Annotated in this window: 19 protein-coding genes and 1 riboswitch; of the genes, 4 read left to right on the top strand and 15 right to left on the bottom strand. The window is 64.1% G+C overall.

All coding sequences use genetic code 11. From position 1 onward, the window contains the following. Positions 1-56: 56 nt before the first annotated feature. A riboswitch (cobalamin riboswitch) is annotated at positions 57-270 on the bottom strand. A gap of 91 nt (positions 271-361) precedes the next feature. The 5 genes from EHH60_RS04070 to EHH60_RS04060 form a co-directional block, all read right to left on the bottom strand. Continuing rightward, complete coding sequence (locus tag EHH60_RS04070; protein WP_124158167.1) at positions 362-619, bottom strand: hypothetical protein; 258 nt, start codon at positions 617-619, stop codon at positions 362-364. 116 nt (positions 620-735) lie between these two features. Then, on the bottom strand, positions 736-870 hold the full coding sequence (locus tag EHH60_RS37395; protein WP_245454380.1) for a fumarylacetoacetate hydrolase family protein: 135 nt from the start codon (positions 868-870) through the stop codon (positions 736-738). Positions 871-966: 96 nt separating this feature from the next. Further along, on the bottom strand, positions 967-1,179 hold the full coding sequence (locus tag EHH60_RS04065; protein WP_124158166.1) for a hypothetical protein: 213 nt from the start codon (positions 1,177-1,179) through the stop codon (positions 967-969). Between the two features lie 152 nt (positions 1,180-1,331). Continuing rightward, a complete protein-coding gene (locus EHH60_RS37390) occupies positions 1,332-1,508 on the bottom strand; it encodes a hypothetical protein (protein ID WP_199751279.1) in 177 nt (58 codons plus the stop codon). Positions 1,509-1,610: 102 nt separating this feature from the next. Then, complete coding sequence (locus tag EHH60_RS04060; protein ID WP_124158165.1) at positions 1,611-3,347, bottom strand: adenylate/guanylate cyclase domain-containing protein; 1,737 nt, start codon at positions 3,345-3,347, stop codon at positions 1,611-1,613. Positions 3,348-3,665: 318 nt separating this feature from the next. On the opposite strand from EHH60_RS04060, the gene EHH60_RS04055 reads away from it, so the two are divergent. Further along, complete coding sequence (locus EHH60_RS04055; RefSeq protein WP_124158164.1) at positions 3,666-5,855, top strand: lytic transglycosylase domain-containing protein; 2,190 nt, start codon at positions 3,666-3,668, stop codon at positions 5,853-5,855. Between the two features lie 75 nt (positions 5,856-5,930). Here the strand turns inward: EHH60_RS04055 and EHH60_RS04050 are convergent, their stop codons facing one another. The 3 genes from EHH60_RS04050 to EHH60_RS04035 all read right to left on the bottom strand — a co-directional run bounded on the left by EHH60_RS04050 (position 5,931) and on the right by EHH60_RS04035 (position 7,217). Continuing rightward, positions 5,931-6,260: a hypothetical protein gene (locus EHH60_RS04050; protein ID WP_124158163.1), complete on the bottom strand. Its 330-nt coding sequence runs from the start codon at positions 6,258-6,260 to the stop codon at positions 5,931-5,933. A 30-nt stretch (positions 6,261-6,290) separates the two neighbouring features. Continuing rightward, positions 6,291-6,479, bottom strand: a complete 189-nt coding sequence (locus tag EHH60_RS04045) for a hypothetical protein (protein WP_124158162.1) — start codon at positions 6,477-6,479, stop codon at positions 6,291-6,293. Positions 6,480-6,920: 441 nt separating this feature from the next. After that, positions 6,921-7,217 (bottom strand): hypothetical protein, encoded by a 297-nt coding sequence (locus tag EHH60_RS04035; RefSeq protein ID WP_245454379.1) that lies wholly within the window; start codon positions 7,215-7,217, stop codon positions 6,921-6,923. Positions 7,218-7,643: 426 nt separating this feature from the next. Between EHH60_RS04035 and EHH60_RS04030 the strand changes: the two genes are divergently transcribed. The 3 genes from EHH60_RS04030 to EHH60_RS04020 all read left to right on the top strand — a co-directional run bounded on the left by EHH60_RS04030 (position 7,644) and on the right by EHH60_RS04020 (position 10,782). Then, positions 7,644-9,629 (top strand): PAS domain S-box protein, encoded by a 1,986-nt coding sequence (locus tag EHH60_RS04030; RefSeq protein WP_124158160.1) that lies wholly within the window; start codon positions 7,644-7,646, stop codon positions 9,627-9,629. Then, entirely contained in the window at positions 9,626-10,300 is a 675-nt protein-coding gene (locus EHH60_RS04025; RefSeq protein WP_245454378.1) for a response regulator transcription factor, read from the top strand. The genes EHH60_RS04030 and EHH60_RS04025 overlap by 4 nt, the downstream gene beginning before the upstream one ends. A 95-nt stretch (positions 10,301-10,395) precedes the next feature. Continuing rightward, positions 10,396-10,782 (top strand): response regulator transcription factor, encoded by a 387-nt coding sequence (locus EHH60_RS04020; protein WP_124158159.1) that lies wholly within the window; start codon positions 10,396-10,398, stop codon positions 10,780-10,782. A 130-nt stretch (positions 10,783-10,912) separates the two neighbouring features. On the opposite strand, the gene EHH60_RS04015 is transcribed toward EHH60_RS04020, so the two are convergent. The 7 genes from EHH60_RS04015 to EHH60_RS03985 form a co-directional block, all read right to left on the bottom strand. After that, positions 10,913-11,884 (bottom strand): tripartite tricarboxylate transporter substrate binding protein BugD, encoded by a 972-nt coding sequence (locus tag EHH60_RS04015; RefSeq protein WP_124158158.1) that lies wholly within the window; start codon positions 11,882-11,884, stop codon positions 10,913-10,915. Positions 11,885-11,967: 83 nt separating this feature from the next. Then, on the bottom strand, positions 11,968-13,209 hold the full coding sequence (locus EHH60_RS04010; protein WP_124158157.1) for a threonine synthase: 1,242 nt from the start codon (positions 13,207-13,209) through the stop codon (positions 11,968-11,970). Positions 13,210-13,354: 145 nt separating this feature from the next. Next, the gene (gene lpdA / locus EHH60_RS04005) at positions 13,355-14,776 is read right to left on the bottom strand and encodes a dihydrolipoyl dehydrogenase (protein ID WP_124158156.1); all 1,422 of its coding nucleotides are present in this window, start codon (positions 14,774-14,776) and stop codon (positions 13,355-13,357) included. A 16-nt stretch (positions 14,777-14,792) separates the two neighbouring features. Next, positions 14,793-15,026: a hypothetical protein gene (locus EHH60_RS04000; RefSeq protein WP_124158155.1), complete on the bottom strand. Its 234-nt coding sequence runs from the start codon at positions 15,024-15,026 to the stop codon at positions 14,793-14,795. 22 nt (positions 15,027-15,048) lie between these two features. Then, a complete protein-coding gene (locus EHH60_RS03995; protein WP_124158154.1) occupies positions 15,049-16,398 on the bottom strand; it encodes a pyruvate dehydrogenase complex dihydrolipoamide acetyltransferase in 1,350 nt (449 codons plus the stop codon). Positions 16,399-16,460: 62 nt separating this feature from the next. Further along, positions 16,461-16,913 carry a nucleoside deaminase gene (locus EHH60_RS03990; protein ID WP_124158153.1) on the bottom strand — a complete coding sequence of 151 codons (453 nt, stop codon included), beginning with the start codon at positions 16,911-16,913 and terminating at the stop codon, positions 16,461-16,463. Between the two features lie 2 nt (positions 16,914-16,915). After that, entirely contained in the window at positions 16,916-17,218 is a 303-nt protein-coding gene (locus EHH60_RS03985) for a DUF5076 domain-containing protein (RefSeq protein ID WP_061881819.1), read from the bottom strand. Positions 17,219-17,221 lie beyond the last annotated feature (3 nt).

The raw sequence follows: 17,221 nt of genomic DNA, 5'->3' as shown, positions 1-17,221 counted from the left end.
AGCGATCGATTGCTCCGGTGAAGCTGATGTCTGTACTCCCCGACCGACATCTTCGCGTGTGACCACGGCTGACGGCAGGTCTCCTGGCTCGCGGGTCGTTACCTCTACGTCGCCTTCCCAGGACCGAGATTCCCAGTGGCACAGGACGAGAGATTCACCGCTTACAGTTGCGGGGGCAGCCATGGCATTGAGAAGATCCCCGCGCCGGGGCATCTCGCACCACGTTCCCTTTTGATCTCCGTAAGGAGAACCGTCACCGGCCAATCTAGGGGGCGCCCAGGCCGGGAGTCAATCGACTGCTGGCATCTCGGCCGCAAGCGCGATCGGCCGGCTCCCAGACGGATCGGGCAATGCCCCGCGCCTATGTTCGTCCCCGCGGGCGCTGGGCCTGAGCCCAGGCGACAGCGACATCGCGCGGCGGAACGTCGAGGCGCTTGATCGTGGTCAGCTCGCCGGAGGCCGAGACGATCGCGGTCTCTTCGCGCCGGCAGCGCGTGCAGACGAAACGGACCTCATGCGGGGATGCCGACCAGTTTGAACGTTTCACGTTGGCGGCCATCGGCCAGGCATCGCAATGCGAGCACGACACCAGGAACCGGCCGGGATCGAGCATACCCATTCCATCGGACTCCGCGTCCTTCCCACTGCTTCCAATGACTATCCTATGTGAATCGTTCCGGTGCCTCGGCACCGTCAGCGCAAACTCCGCTGAAAGCCTGCGAGCTGCTCATGTTCCTACAAGACCTCGGGGGTTTCGTCGGCAATGGCATTGCGCAAGCAGCCGACCTTGTCGATCTCGACCTCGACGACGACGCCGGCCTTCATCCAATTGAGATCGGCATAGCGATACCTTGGCAAGGCCGCCGACATCGGCGACGGTGTCGCCCTCGAGCTCAAGTCGAGGCGGGAACGATGGAGGCTTGGGATGGCGCGGTTACGATCCCTGCGACGCAGAGGGCAATCCGCTCAGCGAGCCCCCTTGAGGGTGCAGGAGGTCGTGCAGGTGACCGTGGTGCCGCGATCGCACGATCTGCAGGCGTTGACGCACTGGTTCATGTCGCGTGGATTGTAGCTGTAGTTTCGTATCGGACAGCTCGACGTCGTCGAGCCGGTGATATCCCGCTCCTGGTCGCAGGCCGCCGTCATGAGCGCGAATATGATCACCGCAACGAGGCGCATGGGACTTGCCCTGTCAGGCACAGCACGACGACACTCGCGAGGTGCGCTGCATTGCAACGAACCCCGATCTTCCCACCACGAGCCACCGCCGATCAGCGATGCGCGTGCTGCGAGAATGCGCGCTAAATGTTAAGAACGGATTTCAGCCGGCCTCAGGCCGCAGCCGTGGTCGCGATCGCCTGCCGAATATCCACCGCCAGCTGGCGATACTGTTCCCCGAGCCTCAGATAGAACTCGCGCTTGGTGCCGTCGGTGGCGAGCTTGGCGATCAGCTCGCATTCGGCGCTGAGCGTCTCGAACCGTTCCAACCTGTCCTGAAGTTCTGTCATCGGCGTGTCCCCGTCAAACGCCACAAGGACAGCTAACCTAAATCCGGGAAATACGTCACGGCGAACATCGTTATGGGGTAGCATCAATTATTCCGCGGCAGCCTATTTCTGCTCGAGCCGCCAGGCACCATCCCAATTGGCATCCGGCGGATTGGCCGCGAACTGCGCGATGCGGCCGAGCATCGCGCGCGAGGGACCGTCGCCGGGGACCGCCTCGAGCGCCGCGTTGAAGGCGGCATGGGCGTCGTCGAAACGCCGGGCGCGATAGGCGGCGAGACCTTCGACATAGTGCGTGCGCAAACTGACTTGCGCATCGGTGAGTGCGCCCGGTCTCGCCATCACTTCGAAGATCGTCTGCGGCGCGCTTTGGCCCGCGACCGCAAGCCGGTCGATCTCGCGCAATTCGAGGCGAGATCCAATCGCGTCCGCAGTCGTCTGCGAGACCAGGATGCGGGTGCCGTAGACCTTGTTGACGGCCTCCAGCCGCGAGGCGAGGTTCACGGCGTCGCCCATCACGGTAAAGCTCATCATCAGCTCGGAGCCGATGCTGCCGGTCAGGACCTCGCCGGTGGCGATGCCGATCCGCAGATCGCACGGCGCGGGCATGGCGCGGATACCGAGCAGATCGGGCAGTTGCTTCTGCAGTGCGGGCACGTGGTCGGCCATTTCGACGGCGGCAAGCCCGGCGAGCAGGGCCTGCTCGTCCTCTTCGACGAAAGGCGGTCCCCAATAGGACATGATGGCGTCACCGATATACTTGTCGATGACGCCGCGATTGCTCCTGATGGGGCCGGACATCATGGTGAAATAGTGATTCATCACCTTGACGAGGCCGCGCGGGGTCATGCCCTCGCTCATCGAGGTGAAGCCGCTCATGTCGCAGAACATGATGGTCATGACCCGGCGCTCGCCGTCGATTCCGACCTCCGGCCGCTCGATCAGTCCCTGCACCACCTTGGGGTCGATGTAGCGGCCAAAGGTCTCCCGGATGCGCTCGTTCTGCCGCAACTGCTCGATCATGCGGTTGAAGGCCGCGGCGAGCTCGCCGATCTCGTCCTGCGTCGAGACTGCGATGGGCTTGTCGAACCGGCCCGCCTCGACCTCGCGCGTGCCGGCCAGCAGCAGCCGCACCGGACGCGTGATGCCGCCTGACACCAGCAGCGCGAAGGCAAATCCGACGATCGCCGCGAGCAATGTCACCAGTCCCGAAACGATGATCGTCTGATGCTGGCGGCTGATCACCTGCGACGTCGAGAAGTAGACCTGCGCCAGCATATCGCCGCAGATCGTATCGATCTTCCGGTTGAACTGTTCGCGCGCCACGTCGATGTGTTCCAGCGTGCCGCGCACCTCGGCCGTCTGCTTGCCGTCGACCTGCTTGAGGAGCTTCGCATGGTCCTCGCTCAGGTCGCGCCGCAGTTCGGTAACGGCGGTGTCGATGCGGAGATCGATTCGCGCCAGCGCGGCATTGTCGGAAAACGTTCTGGGGTCCTCGATGATCGCGTTGATCAGCTTACGCGCAGCCTCAGCCTCCTCCTCGATCTTGCGGTCCGATTGCTCGAAGTCGCGAAGGCGCGCCGTATAGGCCTCCTCATCCGACGGCGCCTCCATCCGGGTCATGACCATCCGCCGCAGCGCCAGCCCCCGCTCCAGCGAGCGACTGCTGGCGCGCGCCAGATGGCTATAGGCCGGGATGTAACGGTTGGTCAGTTCATCGAGCAGGACGCCGACCTGGCTGGACATCACCATCGACAGGATCGAGGTGACCAGCATCAGGACGATCAGTCCGAGGGCGATGCCGACGATCTTGCGCCGGATCGACTGGTTGAAAATCGGCATGGGTGCGGAAGGCAAAGGCCAAAAGAACGGAACGAGGGAACTCCATACACCGGACTGGCTGCGGGAACACGCGCAATCTTGGTCCTCCTGGCGTCCGTACCATGCAACCGCCGGGCGAGCCCGACCTTAACGACGGGTTAACAGGCCATGCCCTTTTCTCCTTTGCGGAAGTTCCCGCAACGCATCCGTTTTTTGCCGCATTGTTGCGACAGCGTCAGAAATGCGGAACGATGCCCCGACATCGTTCGATATTTCGATTCTCAAGCCGCATGTCGTCGCGGACCTTGGTTTGTAGTGGTTTCGCAGGGGGACCATCGAATGAACCAGTGCCTACGCTCGCTCGCGTGTTTCGTTGCCGTGGCCGCAATCGCCCTCCTTCCCACGGAACTGGCCGCGAAAAGCAGCCAGAAATCGGCCGCGCCGAAGAAGACCCATGAGGCGAAAGCCGGCAAGCACCGCCACGCCTCCGCCGGCAAAGCGCGACATGGCAAGCACGCCGAGGCCAAGCGCAAGTCGAAGAAGACGGTCGACGAGCCCGCGGCCAAGCCGGCCGCGCCGCCGCTGACCGGCGACCTCGCCGCGCTGAAGGACGCCATCGATCTCGCGCGCAAGGGCAAGACGGATGACGCGAGCGCGGCGCGCGACCGCATCGCCGATCCCGCCGGACAGAAACTCGCCGACTGGTTCATGCTGCGCCATTCCGAGAGCACGGCCAATTTCAAGCGCTATGCCGCCTTCCTCGCCGCCAATCCGGAGTGGCCGAGCAGCGCCCTGCTCCGCCGCCGTGCCGAGGCGCGGTTGTGGCAGGAGAAGGCCGACGCCGCCACCGTGCACAAGTTCACGATGGACCGGCCGACCAGCGCCAAGGGCAAGTTTGCGCTCGCCCGCGTATTGCGCGCCGAAGGCGATACCGACAGGGCGGCCCGGTTCGTACGCGAAGCCTGGCGAGTCGACGAATTGTCCGAGCGCAGCGAGGAGGATTCCTACGAAGCGTTTCGCGATCTTCTGTCCGCTGACGACCACCGCGCGCGCATGGACAAGCGGCTCGGCGCCAAGGATTACGCAAGCGCGAGGCGCGCCGCCAAACGGCTCGGCGAGGATGATCTCGCGATCGTCAAGGCCTGTGCCGCGGTCACCGGCAAGGAGAGCAAGGCCAAGGACTATCTCGAGGACGTGCCGGCCGGCGCGCGCCGCGATCTCGGCTATGTGCTGTGCCGCGCCCAGTGGCATCTTCAGAACGACCGCATCGACGACGCGGCCGAGGTGATCCTGGCCGCTGCACCCGACATGATGTCCGCCCAGGACACCGATGCCTGGTGGCGCGAGCGCCGCATGCTCGCACGCAAGCTGCTCGATCAGGGCAAGTCCAGGACCGCCTACGATGTGGTGCGCACGGCGGCCATACCGGAAAAGGAAGTATACCGCGTCGACTATCACTTCATGTGCGGCTGGATCGCGCTGCGCTTTCTCGACGATCCCACGACGGCGATGACGCACTTTGCCGCCATCGACGCGGGCTCGTCCAATCCGATCGCGCTGTCGCGCGCCCATTACTGGCGCGGCCGCGCCGCCGAAGCCATGGGCGCCACGGCCGATGCGCGCATGAGCTATCGGGCGGCGGCACGCTATCAAACCGCCTATTACGGCCAGCTCGCCCGCGCAAAGCTCGGTCTTGACCAGATCGAGCTGCGTCCGCCCTCGCCTGTGCTGGCCTCGGCCGACACGCCCCCCGTGGACGAGCGCGTGCGCGCCGCCGATATGCTCTACGGGATCGGCGAGCGCGATATGGTGTTCTATTACGCCGAGGATTTCGCCAAGGAGAGCAGCGACGTCGCAGCACTCGAAGCCCTCGGCGAGCTTGCCCGCCGGCGCAACGATGCGCGCGTGATGCTGGAGGTCGGCAAGACGGCGCTGGCGCGCGGGCTCGCGCTTGACCATTACGCCTTCCCCACCATCGGCATCCCCGAGCACAAGCAGGTCGCGCCCGCGATCGAGACCAGCGTGATCTATTCGGTGGCGCGCACCGAAAGCTCGTTCGACCAGCGCGACAAGTCCCATGCCAATGCGGTCGGGCTGATGCAGGTGACGCCGGAAGCGGGGCGCGATACCGCCAAGCGGTTCGGCCTGACCTATGACTGGGGCAAGATGGTTTCCGATCCCGTCTACAACACGCAGATGGGCGCGGCCGAGCTCAGTGCGCTCTTTTCGGAATATCGCGGCAACCAGATCATGACCTTCGCCGGCTACAATGCCGGGCGCGGCCGGGTGCGCGAATGGGTGCAGACGCGCGGCGATCCAAGGGACCCCAATGTCGATCCGGTTGACTGGGTCGAGCGCATCCCGCTGTCGGAGACCCGCAACTACGTCCAGCGCGTGATGGAGAACGTGCTGGTCTACCGCACGAGGTTCGAGGACGGCGGCACGATCGCCGGCAAGAGCGATCGGCGCATCGTCAAGCAGGAGGCCGGCGCAACGGCACCCGTGGCGGCCGCAGCGCCCGCTCCCTAGGCGACGTCGACGGGGCTGGACACGGCGCCTGCCAGGTTGCGTCGCTGCGGCTTCCACGCGAGCGCCGTCGCGTAGCTAGGTGTCACCTCCTTCCATCGTGGTCGGATCGCGACCGTCCGAATATGCGCCGGTCAAGATTCTTGCGAAGGCGAAGGCGTGCATCGTGCAGCTCCAGCACAAGACGGCGCCCAGGACCGTGAACATCTCGATCGCGTTGCGAGCGGCGACCTCGACGTTCCCGGAGGCCGGCCCGTTGTGCCCAGGCACCGACCAATGCGTCAGCAGCGTCACGAGTTCGCCGCGCCGGTAGCAATCGTAGTCGCAGTAGCGGCGCTGCGTCCGCACATGCCGGACATAGCCGGACCGGATCGACCGCGAGCAGGTGCTGCACGTGGACGCGCACAACGGGGGGCTCGTGATTGACCACCATGAATTTCATGAAGCCGCCCTCATGCGATCTTTCGCAAGCGCCTCGCAGAACAGCGCGTAGCACTGATGATCGCAGTAAGGCAGACGGGTCGCGATCTCGCGGAGATAGCTGTCGCTGAGCGGCTCGCAGCACTGCATGCACCAGGCCTGCCGGAACGGGGTCCGGCCGTTCACCAGCACGAACGCGAATCTCATGTGGCACCTCCCAAAGCGAAGCAGTAAACGCTATCCAGCGGTGACAGTGCGGGCGGCGGAGCGCAAAGGTGGTTTCGGCCGTCCGGATTATCCCTGTTTCGCTCCACCTTTTGCGGTGGAATCAGGATGTATCTGCCGTCCTCCCGGCGCCGGGCATAGATCTGGTCGTCGATGTATTTGATATCGGTCGGATAGCAGTCGGCACTGTTGCAGCAGCTGACGCTCGGATTGTCCGGCATGTGCCAGGTCGAATAGAATTTCTCGTGCAGCGCCTGGTCCTGGGGTGGGTGCCGGCGATGTACGGCATCATGTCCCGTCTCCTGTGCCCGGACCGTCGCAGTGGAGGCGAGGAGAACCATCGAGCACAACAGCTTGCATGAACGGTTCAACGTACGCTCCCGGATCAGCTCCTTGGACGATGCTCAGCTCTCTAATTCGACCTCACGCGGCCTGAACCCGGAACAACCACCGGTGATCGCGCTCGCGGCGCGTGCGGAAGCGATCGACACACTTCTTGGAGCAGAGCGCGGTGCGCCAGGAGTAGTAGCGGATCAGGCCAAACTTGCCGCCACACACCGCACAGCCCTTGACTGAAGAGCAACATTCGGACTCGGATCGGCCACGCTCAGGAAGCACCGATGTCACGCACATTGTCGTCTTCCTCCTTTGCTCGCGCTTTGCCAGTTCGTTTCCCTCGACTTCATGCGGGTGGTCGCTTGCCGCAAATTGCAGCGACATCGTCCTTGGTCTTCGCCTGCCGGTAAGACGCCTCCGTCGCAAGCTTCGGACCGGTTCTCGTGCGCTCGCTGCGACACTCCCGATGGGTCATGAGGCTATTCCCAGGGGACGAGACGCTCAATTGTACGGAGGTAAACGACCGATATGACTAGGAATGGAGGAGCTATACCTAGGTTTGTCCCTACCCGCCCGGAGGGCTTCCCCGCCGGCTCATCTGCAACGAGACGGCGCACGATGCTCCGGCCACACGGCCACCGTGAAAAGCATGCCGGCATGGCGTACGTGATGCGCCGCACTGAACAGATCGGCCGCCGTCAAGTCACAGGCGAACGTCAAAGCTGCCCAATCCGACCTTGGCGGGAATTGCTCGTCTCGCTGCAACGTGCTCTACTTGTATTCACGCAGAGAACGCCGGGAGCGTCTGCGATGAAGCCTGGCCGAGCAGCGACATTCGGGAAGTCAGCAGCGCAATTCCTCGTCGGCTGCGTAAGGCAAACCGTAACCCCTAAGCCGCGCAGCGAGCCCGATGGTGACGACCTGCTCGAGGCGGTCAAGCAATGGCAGCAAGTCTTCGAGCACACCCCGGTCATGTACTTCATGGTCGATCCAGCCGGAACCGTGATCAACGTGAACACGTTCGGCGCCGCGCAATTGGGCTATGCCGCCGCGGAACTGATCGGCCGATCGGTGCTGAATGTCTTCTTCGAGGAGGATCGCGACTTCGTCCGCGCGTGCGTCACGCTGTGCCTTGAGACCGTCGATCAGTCCCACACCTGGGAGATCCGGAAGATACGCAAGGACGGCTCGGTGCTATGGGTGCGCGAGAATGCCAAGACCATGCTGCGGGGCGATGGCGGACCAATCGTCCTGATCGCCTGCGAGAACATCACCGAGCGCAAGGAAGCCGAGAATGCGCTGCGACAGAGCGAGGCCTATCTCGCCCAGGCGCAGGAATTGAGCCACACCGGCAGTTTCGGATGGAAGGCCGCAACCCGCGAGATCACCTGGTCCAAGGAGACCTATCGCATCTTCCAGTGCGACGAGGGAAGCAAGCCGAAGATCCCGTTCATGCTCCAGCGGATCCATCCGGACGACCGGCTCGCGGTGCAACAGACTACGGCTCGGGCCGCGCGAGAGGGAAAGGATTACGACCACGAATACCGGCTCGTGATGCCCGACGGCTCCATCAAGTACGTCCGAGCGGTCGCTCGCGCGATGCGAGATTCGAACGGGTGCGTGGAGTTCGTGGGATCGGTGACCGACATCACGGCGACCAAAGAGGCAGAGCGCAGACTGCGCGCGAGCGAGCAGCGCTTCCGCGACTATGCTGAAACCGCCTCCGACTGGTTCTGGGAAACAGGGCCAGACCATCGCGTCACCCAGATATCGGAGCACTCCGATACCATGACCGCTCCCGCCGGCCTGATCGGACTCACGCGTTGGGATATCGCTCCCGACGCCGATCTCGAACCGGAGAAGTGGCAGCAACACCGGGCGGCGCTCGACGCCCACGTCCCCTTCCGCGACCTGGTGTATCGGAGCAAGGATCGCAGCGGGCAGCCGATCTACGTCCGGTCCAGCGGCAAGCCGTTCTTCGACGCCGACGGCGCTTTTCTGGGCTATCGTGGCGTCTGCACTGACGTAACCGCGGCCATCCGGGCCAATCAGGCCGAAGACGCGCTGCGCAGAGCCCAGGCCGAGCTCGCCCATGTGACGCGTGTCACCACACTGGGTGAGCTGACCGCTTCCATTGCCCACGAAATCAATCAGCCGCTCGCCGCTGTGATCGCAAACGCCGACGCCTGCCTCGCCTGGCTGCAGCGCAGTCCGCCGGATCTCAAAGCGGCCCGCCGCTCCGTCGAGTGGATCGTCGAGGATGGCACGCGTGCCAGCGACGTGATCCGTCGCGTTCGGGCGCTCGCCAAGCGCTCCGACATCGACATGGCTCCGCTCGACGCCAATGTCGTCGTACGGGAGTCGGTGGCGCTCGTTCAGCGTGAGATGGCCAGCCACTCTGTGTCGGTGCGAATGGAGCTGTCGTCGGCCCTGCCGAAAATATTCGGCGACCGGATCCAATTGCAACAGGTCCTGATCAACCTGATCATGAACGGGATCGAGGCCATGGAGGAGGTCCACGATCGCCCGCGCGAGTTGGCGATCCGTTCGGCGGCGAGCGGCGATGGCGCGGCGCTGGTGAGCGTTTCCGACTGCGGCGTCGGCATCAGTGAACAGGCCATTGACCGCCTGTTCACGCCGTTCTTTACGACGAAGTCCACCGGCATGGGCATGGGGTTGTCGATCTGTCGATCCATCATCGAGGCGCATGGCGGACGGCTTTCCGCCGCACCCAACCAGGAGCACGGCGCGACTTTTCAGATCACCTTGCCCCTCCATCGAGAGGAAACTTCGTGACCCAGCGCGGGGAACCTCCGTCGCCGCAGGAGGACGACGGCGATCAGCCAATTGTCTTTATCGTCGACGACGACGCGTCCATGCGCCGTGCGCTCACCAATTTATTCGAGTCGGTCGGCCTCAAGGTCGAAGCATTCGGCTCAGCACCACAACTCCTCCACGCCAAGCCGCCGGAAGTCCCCAGCTGCCTCGTGCTCGACATCCGCCTTCCCGGAGCCAGCGGCCTTGATCTTCAATCCGATCTCGCCAAGGCGAATATCCACACGCCTATCATCTTCATCACCGGTCACGGTGATATTCCCATGACGGTTCGGGCCATGAAGAGCGGCGCGATCGACTTCTTGACAAAGCCGGTCCGCGACCAGGACATCCTGGATGCAGTCCAGGCCGCGATCGAGAGAGACCGCAAGCGCCGCGACCTCAACAGGACGGTCTCGACCGTGAGATCCCGCTTCGAGTCACTGTCCTCGCGGGAGCGAGATGTATTGTCGCTGGTAACAGCCGGCCTGATGAACAAGCAAGTGGCCGCCCAGCTCGGATTGGCGGAAATCACCGTCAAAATCTATCGCGGCCAGATCATGCGGAAAATGGGCGCGAAGTCCCTGGCCGATCTGGTGAGAATGAGCGAGGCGCTCGGGATAGGGTCCAACAAGCCGGACACACAAACCTAAGTATGAGTTTCCAATCGTGACTGGCAGGTCCACCTTACCGGCCTATATGCAGCCGTGGCGGCGGCAAGCGTGATGCCGGGTGAGGAGCGGACGTCTTGTCAGCGGCTTCGGTCATTTCGGTGCTTGACGACGACCCTTACGTGCGGGCCGCTATCAATAATCTCCTGGAATCGCGCGGGTACGTCGTCCATACATTCGCCTCGGCCGAGGAGTTTTTGAAGTCGCCCGATTCGAATGACACCTCGTGTGTGATCGCCGACGTGCAGATGCCGCTGATGACCGGAATCGATCTGTTGATGCAGATGCGCACGCATGGTTCGGCGACGCCGTTCATCTTCATCACAGCCTTCCCGGATGAGAGCGTACGAGTGCGTGCCCTCAAGGCCGGCGCAATCTGTTTTCTCGGCAAGCCGTTCGCCGCCTCGGATCTGATGCAGTGCCTGGACCGTGCGCTGGCGGCAGGTCACGAAACCCTGCAGTGAGCGCCCGGCGGCCAGCAGGCGCGACGGTGACGGCGATCAGGATCAATCCCGCTCCTCGCGAGGGCTTCCCCCGAGATGGCCGCGCGCTCGCAGAACCTCACGACATACCGCGTGGCGTGGGTTACCCGCTTCAATCCACCTTGATGTTCGCCGCCTTGATCATGGGCCACCATTTTGCGATCTCGGCCTTCTGGCGGGCGCCGAGCGCTTCAGGCGTGAGCTGATCCTTGGGGGGCATCTCCAGACCCTGGCTTTCGAGCTGCTTCCTCACTCCGGGATCGTTCAGCGCTTCCACGGCGGCCGCATTGAGCTTGGTCACGATCTCTTTCGGCGTACCCTTCGGAACCCACATGCCCGACCACAGCGTCATGTTGAAGCCTTTCAGGCCCGCCTCCTCCGCAGTCGGAATGTCGGGCGCCGAAGGCAGGCGCTTGTCGTCGGTGATGGCATAGGCGCGGATGGTGCCGGCGCGGACCTGGTTGATGGAGTTGGAGGTCTGGTCGACGATGAGATCGATCTGGCCGGCGATGAGATCGTTCAGTGCCGGCGCAGTGCCGCGATACGGCACGTATTGCAGCTTGATGCCGGAGACGTTCTCGAGATAGACGCCGGCGATATGGCTACCGGAGCCCGCGCCGGCGGTGCCTGCGGTCGGCGGCGACGGCCGCGATTTCAGCCAGTCCAGCAGCTCCTTGAGCGAAGTCGCAGGCACCGCATTCTTGCTGACGACGATCATCGGATTGCTCGGCAACAGCACCACCGGCTCGAGATCGGCGACGAGATCGTATTTGAGCTTGTAGACGGCACCGTTGGCGACGTGGGTGCCGAGGTGGCCGAACGAGATGGTGTATCCGTCCGGCGGCGATTGCACGGCGCGAGCGACGCCGATCGAACCGCCCGCGCCGGTGACGTTCTCGATCACCACGGGCTGCCCCAACGTCACCCGCATCCGGTCAGCGAGGACTCGCGCCATCGCATCAGACGGTCCGCCGGCGGCGAAGGGCACGATGACGGTGATGGGACGTGAGGGATAGTCGTCGGCGCGCGCGGCGCCGGTCACAGCGAGAACAGCAATCAGCGCAGCCCAAGCGGCCTTCTTCATTGTCTTCTCCCCAGCGATGTCGTTGTTTTTTTGGCCCTCTGCCCGCGTACGGGAAGAGGGATCATTCGTAGCCCATTGTCGCGCTAGAACTGCGCGTAGTCGATCGGCTTGTGACGGTCGAGCGTGCGGGTGACCGGCGGCAGCGGGTACTTCAGGCCGGTCGCGCAGTTGAACAGCATCACGCGGTCGGTCTTGCTGACGCGGCCGTCGGCGAGGCTCTGCTTGTAGGCGGCGTAGGTGGCGGCGCCCTCGGGACACAGCAGCAGCCCCTCCTCGCGCGCAACCTCGTTCAGCGCCGACGAGATCTTGTCGTCGTCGACGGCGATCGCGAAGCCCTTGCTGTCGCGCACCGCGCGCAGGATCAGAAAATCGCCGATTGCCTGCGGCACGCGGATGCCCGACGCAATGGTGTGGGCGTCCTCCCAGCGCGTGGCGTGCTCGGTCCCGGCTTCGTAAGCGCGCACCATCGGCGCGCAGCCCGACGCCTGCACCGCAACCATGCGCGGGCGCTTGCTTCCGATGAAGCCGATCTTCTCGAGCTCGTCGAAAGCCTTCCACATGCCGATCAGCCCGGTGCCGCCACCGGTCGGATAGAAGATCACGTCGGGCACGTCCCAGCCGAGCTGCTCGGCGAGCTCGAGGCCCATCGTCTTCTTGCCCTCGATGCGGTACGGCTCCTTCAGCGTCGAGGTGTCGAACCAGCCGACTTTTGCCTTTCCTTCACCGACGATCTTGCCGCAATCATCGATATAGCCATTGACGCGGTAAACGGTCGCCCCCTGCAGCTCGATCTCGCTGACATTCACCTCCGGCGTGTCGGCCGGACAGAAGATCGTGGTCTTGATGCCGCAGCTCGTGGCGTAAGCCGCCAGCGCCGCGCCGGCGTTGCCATTGGTCGGCATGGCCATATGCTTGATGCCGAGCGCCTTGCCCATCGACACCGCCATCACGAGACCACGCGCCTTGAACGAGCCGGTCGGCAGCCGTCCCTCGTCCTTGACGATGATCTCGCCGCCGCCGAGCTTTGCGCCGAGCTTCGGCAGCCGGATCAGCGGCGTCGTGACTTCGCCGAGCGAGACGATGTCCTTGCATTTGCGTACCGGCAGCAGCTCGCGGTAGCGCCACATGTCGCCGGGACGCTGGGCGAGCGCGTCCTTGGTCAGCGCCTTCTTCACGCCGGCGAGGTCATAGCGTACCAAGAGCGGCTTGCCGGCCTTGGAGAGGTTGTGGACCTGGTCGGCGGCGTAATGATCGCCCTCCATCGCGCATTCGAGATGGGTGACGAAAGTCAGGCGTTCGATGGTGAGGTTGTCGTTGTCGTGCATGGGTTGATTTCCTTCTTGTTCTGCAAACGGCTCTATCTGCTCGTCATTGCGAGCGCAGCGAAGCAATCCAGAGGTCTTTCCGCAGCGGCAGTCTGGATTGCTTCGCTGCGCTCGCAATGACGGCGGCGGGCGACGCGCTCGTCCGTCAAATATTCAACACCCGTCCATACGCATCCAGCACGGCTTCCTTCATCATCTCCGACAGCGTCGGATGCGGGAAGACCGTGTGCATGAGTTCTTCTTCCGTGGTCTCCAGGTTCATGGCGACGACGTAGCCCTGGATCAGCTCGGTGACCTCCGCGCCGACCATGTGGGCGCCGAGGAGCTGACCGGTCTTCTTGTCGAAGATCACCTTGACCAGGCCCTGGTCCTCGCCGAGCGCGATCGCCTTGCCGTTGCCGACGAAGGGGAAGCGGCCGACACGGATCTCGCGGCCGCTCTCCTTGGCCTTTGCTTCGGTGAGGCCGACGGAGGCGACCTGCGGCTGGCAATAGGTGCAGCCCGGGATCAGGTTCTTGTCCATAGGATGCGGATTGAGGCCCTTGATCGCCTCGACGCAGATCACGCCCTCATGCTCGGCCTTGTGAGCCAGCATGGGCGGGCCGGCAACGTCACCGATGGCGTAGATGCCGGGAATGTTGGTCTTGCCATGGCCGTCGACGACGATGATGCCGCGGTCGGTTTTGACGCCGAGTTTCTCCAGGCCCAGATTTTCGATGTTGCCGACGACGCCGACCGCCGAGATCACGCGCTCGAATTCGGTCGTGACGGGCTTGCCCTTGTCGTCGTCGATGGTGGCGACGACGCTGTCGGCCTTCTTCTCCAGCTTGGTCACCTTGGTCGAGGTCATGATCTTGATGCCCTGCTTCTCGAGCCGCTTGCGCGCAAGACCTGCGATCTCGGCATCCTCGACGGGCAGGATCTGCGGCAGCACCTCGACCACGGTGACGTCGGAGCCCATGGTGTGGAAGAAGGAGGCGAATTCGATGCCGATCGCGCCCGAGCCGACCACCAGCAGCGATTTCGGCATCCGCTCCGGCACCATCGCCTCGAAATAGGTCCACACCAGCTTCTTGTCGGGCTCGAGCCCCGGCAGCACGCGCGGCCGTGCGCCGGTCGCGACGATGATGTGCTTGGCCTGATAGGTCCCCTCGCCCAGCGCGCCCTTCGGGCCCCCGACGTCGGACTTCTTCACGATGACCTTGCCGGGCGCGTCGATCGAGGCGGCGCCCCAGATCACGCTCACCTTGTTCTTCTTCATCAGGAAGCCCACGCCGTCGTTGAGGCGCTTGGAGACGCCGCGCGAGCGCTGCACCACCGCTTTCGGATCGAACGAGACCTTCTCCGCCGACAGACCGTAATCCCCCGCGTGCTGCATGTAGTGGTAGATCTCGGCCGAGCGCAGCAGCGCCTTGGTCGGAATGCAGCCCCAGTTCAGGCAGATGCCGCCGAGATAGGATTTTTCGACGATCGCCGTCTTGAAGCCGAGCTGCGCGGCACGGATCGCGGTGACGTAGCCGCCGGGACCGGAGCCGATGATGATGACGTCGAAGGATGTGTCGGCCATGGCGGCTCCGTTCAACTCAAGAGGCGCCGCGGGCGCGGCGCTTGACCAAAAGAGACCTCACCAGCCATTCGAGCACCACCACCAGGACCATCACGGCCAGTGCGGCGAGCACGATCGGCTGGGCGATGTTCCGTGCCAGTTGCTCGCCGGCAAAGAACGCTGAGTGAAGAAAATCGAGCCCGATCGGGCTGAGCGCGACGACGGCCCCGAGCAGCAGCGATATCCATGGCCAGCGGGTCCGGACATGCAAGGTTGCCCCCTCTGCCGCCGCCTCAGACCATCATCATGACGGGGTTTTCGATCAGCTGCTTGAACGCGCCGATCAGCTCGGCTCCGAGCGCGCCGTCGATGGCACGGTGATCGCAGGACAAGGTCACGCTCATCATGTGCGCGATCTCGATCTTGCCGCCGCGCACCACGGGCCGCTCCTCGCTGGTGCCGACCGCGAGGATCGTCGCATGCGGCGGGTTGATCACGGCGGTGAAGTGGCTGATGCCGTACATGCCGAGATTGGAGACGGCCGTGGTACCGCCCTGGTATTCCTCCGGCTTGAGCTTGCGCGAGCGGGCGCGCGCGGCAAAATCCTTCATCTCGTTGGAGATGGTCGAGAGCGTCTTGGTCTCGGCCTTGCGGATGATCGGCGTGATCAGGCCGCCGGGCATCGCGACGGCAACGCCGACGTCGGAATGGTGATGCTTGACCATGCCGCTTTCGGTCCAGCTGACGTTGCAGTTCGGGATCTTCTGCAGCGCGACCGCCATCGCCTTGATGACGAAATCGTTGACCGAGATCTTGTAGAGCGGCTTCTTCTCCTTGTCCTTCGGCGCGGCGGCGTTGATCTCCTCGCGGGCAGTGAGCAGCTTGCCGATGTCGCAGTCGATGGTGAGGTAGAAGTGCGGGACGTTCTGGATCGATGCGGTCAGGCGCTGCGCAATGGTGCGGCGCATGCCGTCATGCGGGACGATGTCGTAGGAGCCGGGCTCGAACAGCGACAGGATCTGCTTGTCCGACATGGTCGGCGCGATCGCGGGCGCGCCTGACGGTGCCGCGGCGGGCGCTTTCAGACCCTTGCCGGATTTGGCCTGCTCGACGTCGCGGGCGACCACGCGGCCGTGCGGGCCGGTGCCGGCGACCATGGCGACATCGATGCCGGCTTCCTTGGCGAGACGCCGCGCCAGCGGCGACGAGAATACACGGCCGCCATGACCATTAGCTTGCGCTGCCGGAGCTGCCGCCTGCTGCGCGGGTGCCGCGGCGGGCGCAGCAGCTTTCGGTGCGGCGGGCGCAGGCGCGGGAGCCGGCGCAGCAGCAGCCTCAGCGGCCTTTGGCGGCGCGGCCGAGGCGCTGGGCTTGGCGCTACCCGCAGCCTTCACGTCCTCGCCCTCGCCGGCGAGCACGGCAATCACGTCGTTGACCGGGACATCCTGCGTACCCTCGGGCACCAGGATCTTGGCGATCGTGCCTTCGTCGATCGCCTCGACCTCCATGGTCGCCTTGTCGGTCTCGATCTCGGCGATGACGTCGCCGGATTTGACCTTATCGCCCTCCTTCTTCAGCCACTTGGCGAGGTTGCCCTTCTCCATCGTCGGCGACAGAGCGGGCATCAGGATGTTGATGGGCATGCTGACCTCACGAAGAACTTCTCAAAAGCGTCGTCCTCGATGTGAAGACGAACAGACCAGGTTTAGTTGCCGATGTCGCCCTGCCACAGGCGTTCATTGGCTGGGATGGAACGCCAATTCTTCATCATGGTGATGGAGCGGTCGTCGGCGAGGTCGATCCAAGGAATCCCGAACTTGTCGAGGATGTCCTTGGAGCCTTCGAAGGTGACGGATTCCCCGATCACCACCAGCTTGACCTTGAACAGCGCGAGTGCGCCGGCACACATCGAGCATGGCGACAGCGTGGTGTACATGACGGTGTCGTGGAACTTGATCGCGCCGGCTTCGCGCAGGCAGCTCATCTCGCCGTGCAGGATCACGTTGTTCTCCTGCACGCGGTTGTTATGGCCGCGGGCGATGATCTTGTTGTCGCGCGTCAGCACGGCACCGATCGGCAGACCGCCTTGCGCGATCGAGGTCTCAGCCTCGCGGATCGCCTCGAGCATGAAATCGAAGTGATAGGATTCGATCGCCATGGTCAGTGCCCCTTGCCGCGCGGCGTCGTGGTGCCGGTGTCGGTGGGACGCTCGATCTCGGCCTGGAACATGTCGAGGATCCGGTTCAACGCGTCCTCCTCGGTGTATTCGCTTTCGCGCGCATAGGCGCGCGCGGCATGGCGGGCGAGATCGACGAGCAGGAGGCCCCACATGTCGGGCTCCTCGAAAGCGCGCTGGAACGCCATCGACAGCCCGCCGTCCAGCACGAACACGCGCAGGATCTCGACCGCGTCCTCGCGGTCCATGACGTCGGGTGGCAGTGGCTGCTCCTTGGGACCCGCCATGAT

The organism is Bradyrhizobium sp. RP6 (assembly GCF_003837805.1).
In the GTDB taxonomy this organism is placed as follows: Bacteria; Pseudomonadota; Alphaproteobacteria; order Rhizobiales; family Xanthobacteraceae; genus Bradyrhizobium.
Note: the sequence above shows the minus strand (reverse complement) of the source record. Positions and strands in the feature narration are given on the sequence as shown.

Coding starts and splice junctions, on each gene's coding strand:
- EHH60_RS04030 (WP_124158160.1), top strand. CDS start 7,644: ATGAAGCCTGGCCGAGCAGCGACATTCGGGAAGTCAGCAGCGCAATTC.
- EHH60_RS03985 (WP_061881819.1), bottom strand. CDS start 17,218: ATGGCGGGTCCCAAGGAGCAGCCACTGCCACCCGACGTCATGGACCGC.
- EHH60_RS37395 (WP_245454380.1), bottom strand. CDS start 870: ATGTCGGCGGCCTTGCCAAGGTATCGCTATGCCGATCTCAATTGGATG.
- EHH60_RS04015 (WP_124158158.1), bottom strand. CDS start 11,884: ATGAAGAAGGCCGCTTGGGCTGCGCTGATTGCTGTTCTCGCTGTGACC.
- EHH60_RS04055 (WP_124158164.1), top strand. CDS start 3,666: ATGAACCAGTGCCTACGCTCGCTCGCGTGTTTCGTTGCCGTGGCCGCA.
- EHH60_RS04070 (WP_124158167.1), bottom strand. CDS start 619: ATGGGTATGCTCGATCCCGGCCGGTTCCTGGTGTCGTGCTCGCATTGC.
- EHH60_RS04045 (WP_124158162.1), bottom strand. CDS start 6,479: ATGAGATTCGCGTTCGTGCTGGTGAACGGCCGGACCCCGTTCCGGCAG.
- EHH60_RS03995 (WP_124158154.1), bottom strand. CDS start 16,398: ATGCCCATCAACATCCTGATGCCCGCTCTGTCGCCGACGATGGAGAAG.
- EHH60_RS03990 (WP_124158153.1), bottom strand. CDS start 16,913: ATGGCGATCGAATCCTATCACTTCGATTTCATGCTCGAGGCGATCCGC.
- EHH60_RS37390 (WP_199751279.1), bottom strand. CDS start 1,508: ATGACAGAACTTCAGGACAGGTTGGAACGGTTCGAGACGCTCAGCGCC.
- EHH60_RS04065 (WP_124158166.1), bottom strand. CDS start 1,179: ATGCGCCTCGTTGCGGTGATCATATTCGCGCTCATGACGGCGGCCTGC.
- EHH60_RS04010 (WP_124158157.1), bottom strand. CDS start 13,209: ATGCACGACAACGACAACCTCACCATCGAACGCCTGACTTTCGTCACC.
- lpdA (WP_124158156.1), bottom strand. CDS start 14,776: ATGGCCGACACATCCTTCGACGTCATCATCATCGGCTCCGGTCCCGGC.
- EHH60_RS04035 (WP_245454379.1), bottom strand. CDS start 7,217: ATGTCGCTGCAATTTGCGGCAAGCGACCACCCGCATGAAGTCGAGGGA.
- EHH60_RS04060 (WP_124158165.1), bottom strand. CDS start 3,347: ATGCCGATTTTCAACCAGTCGATCCGGCGCAAGATCGTCGGCATCGCC.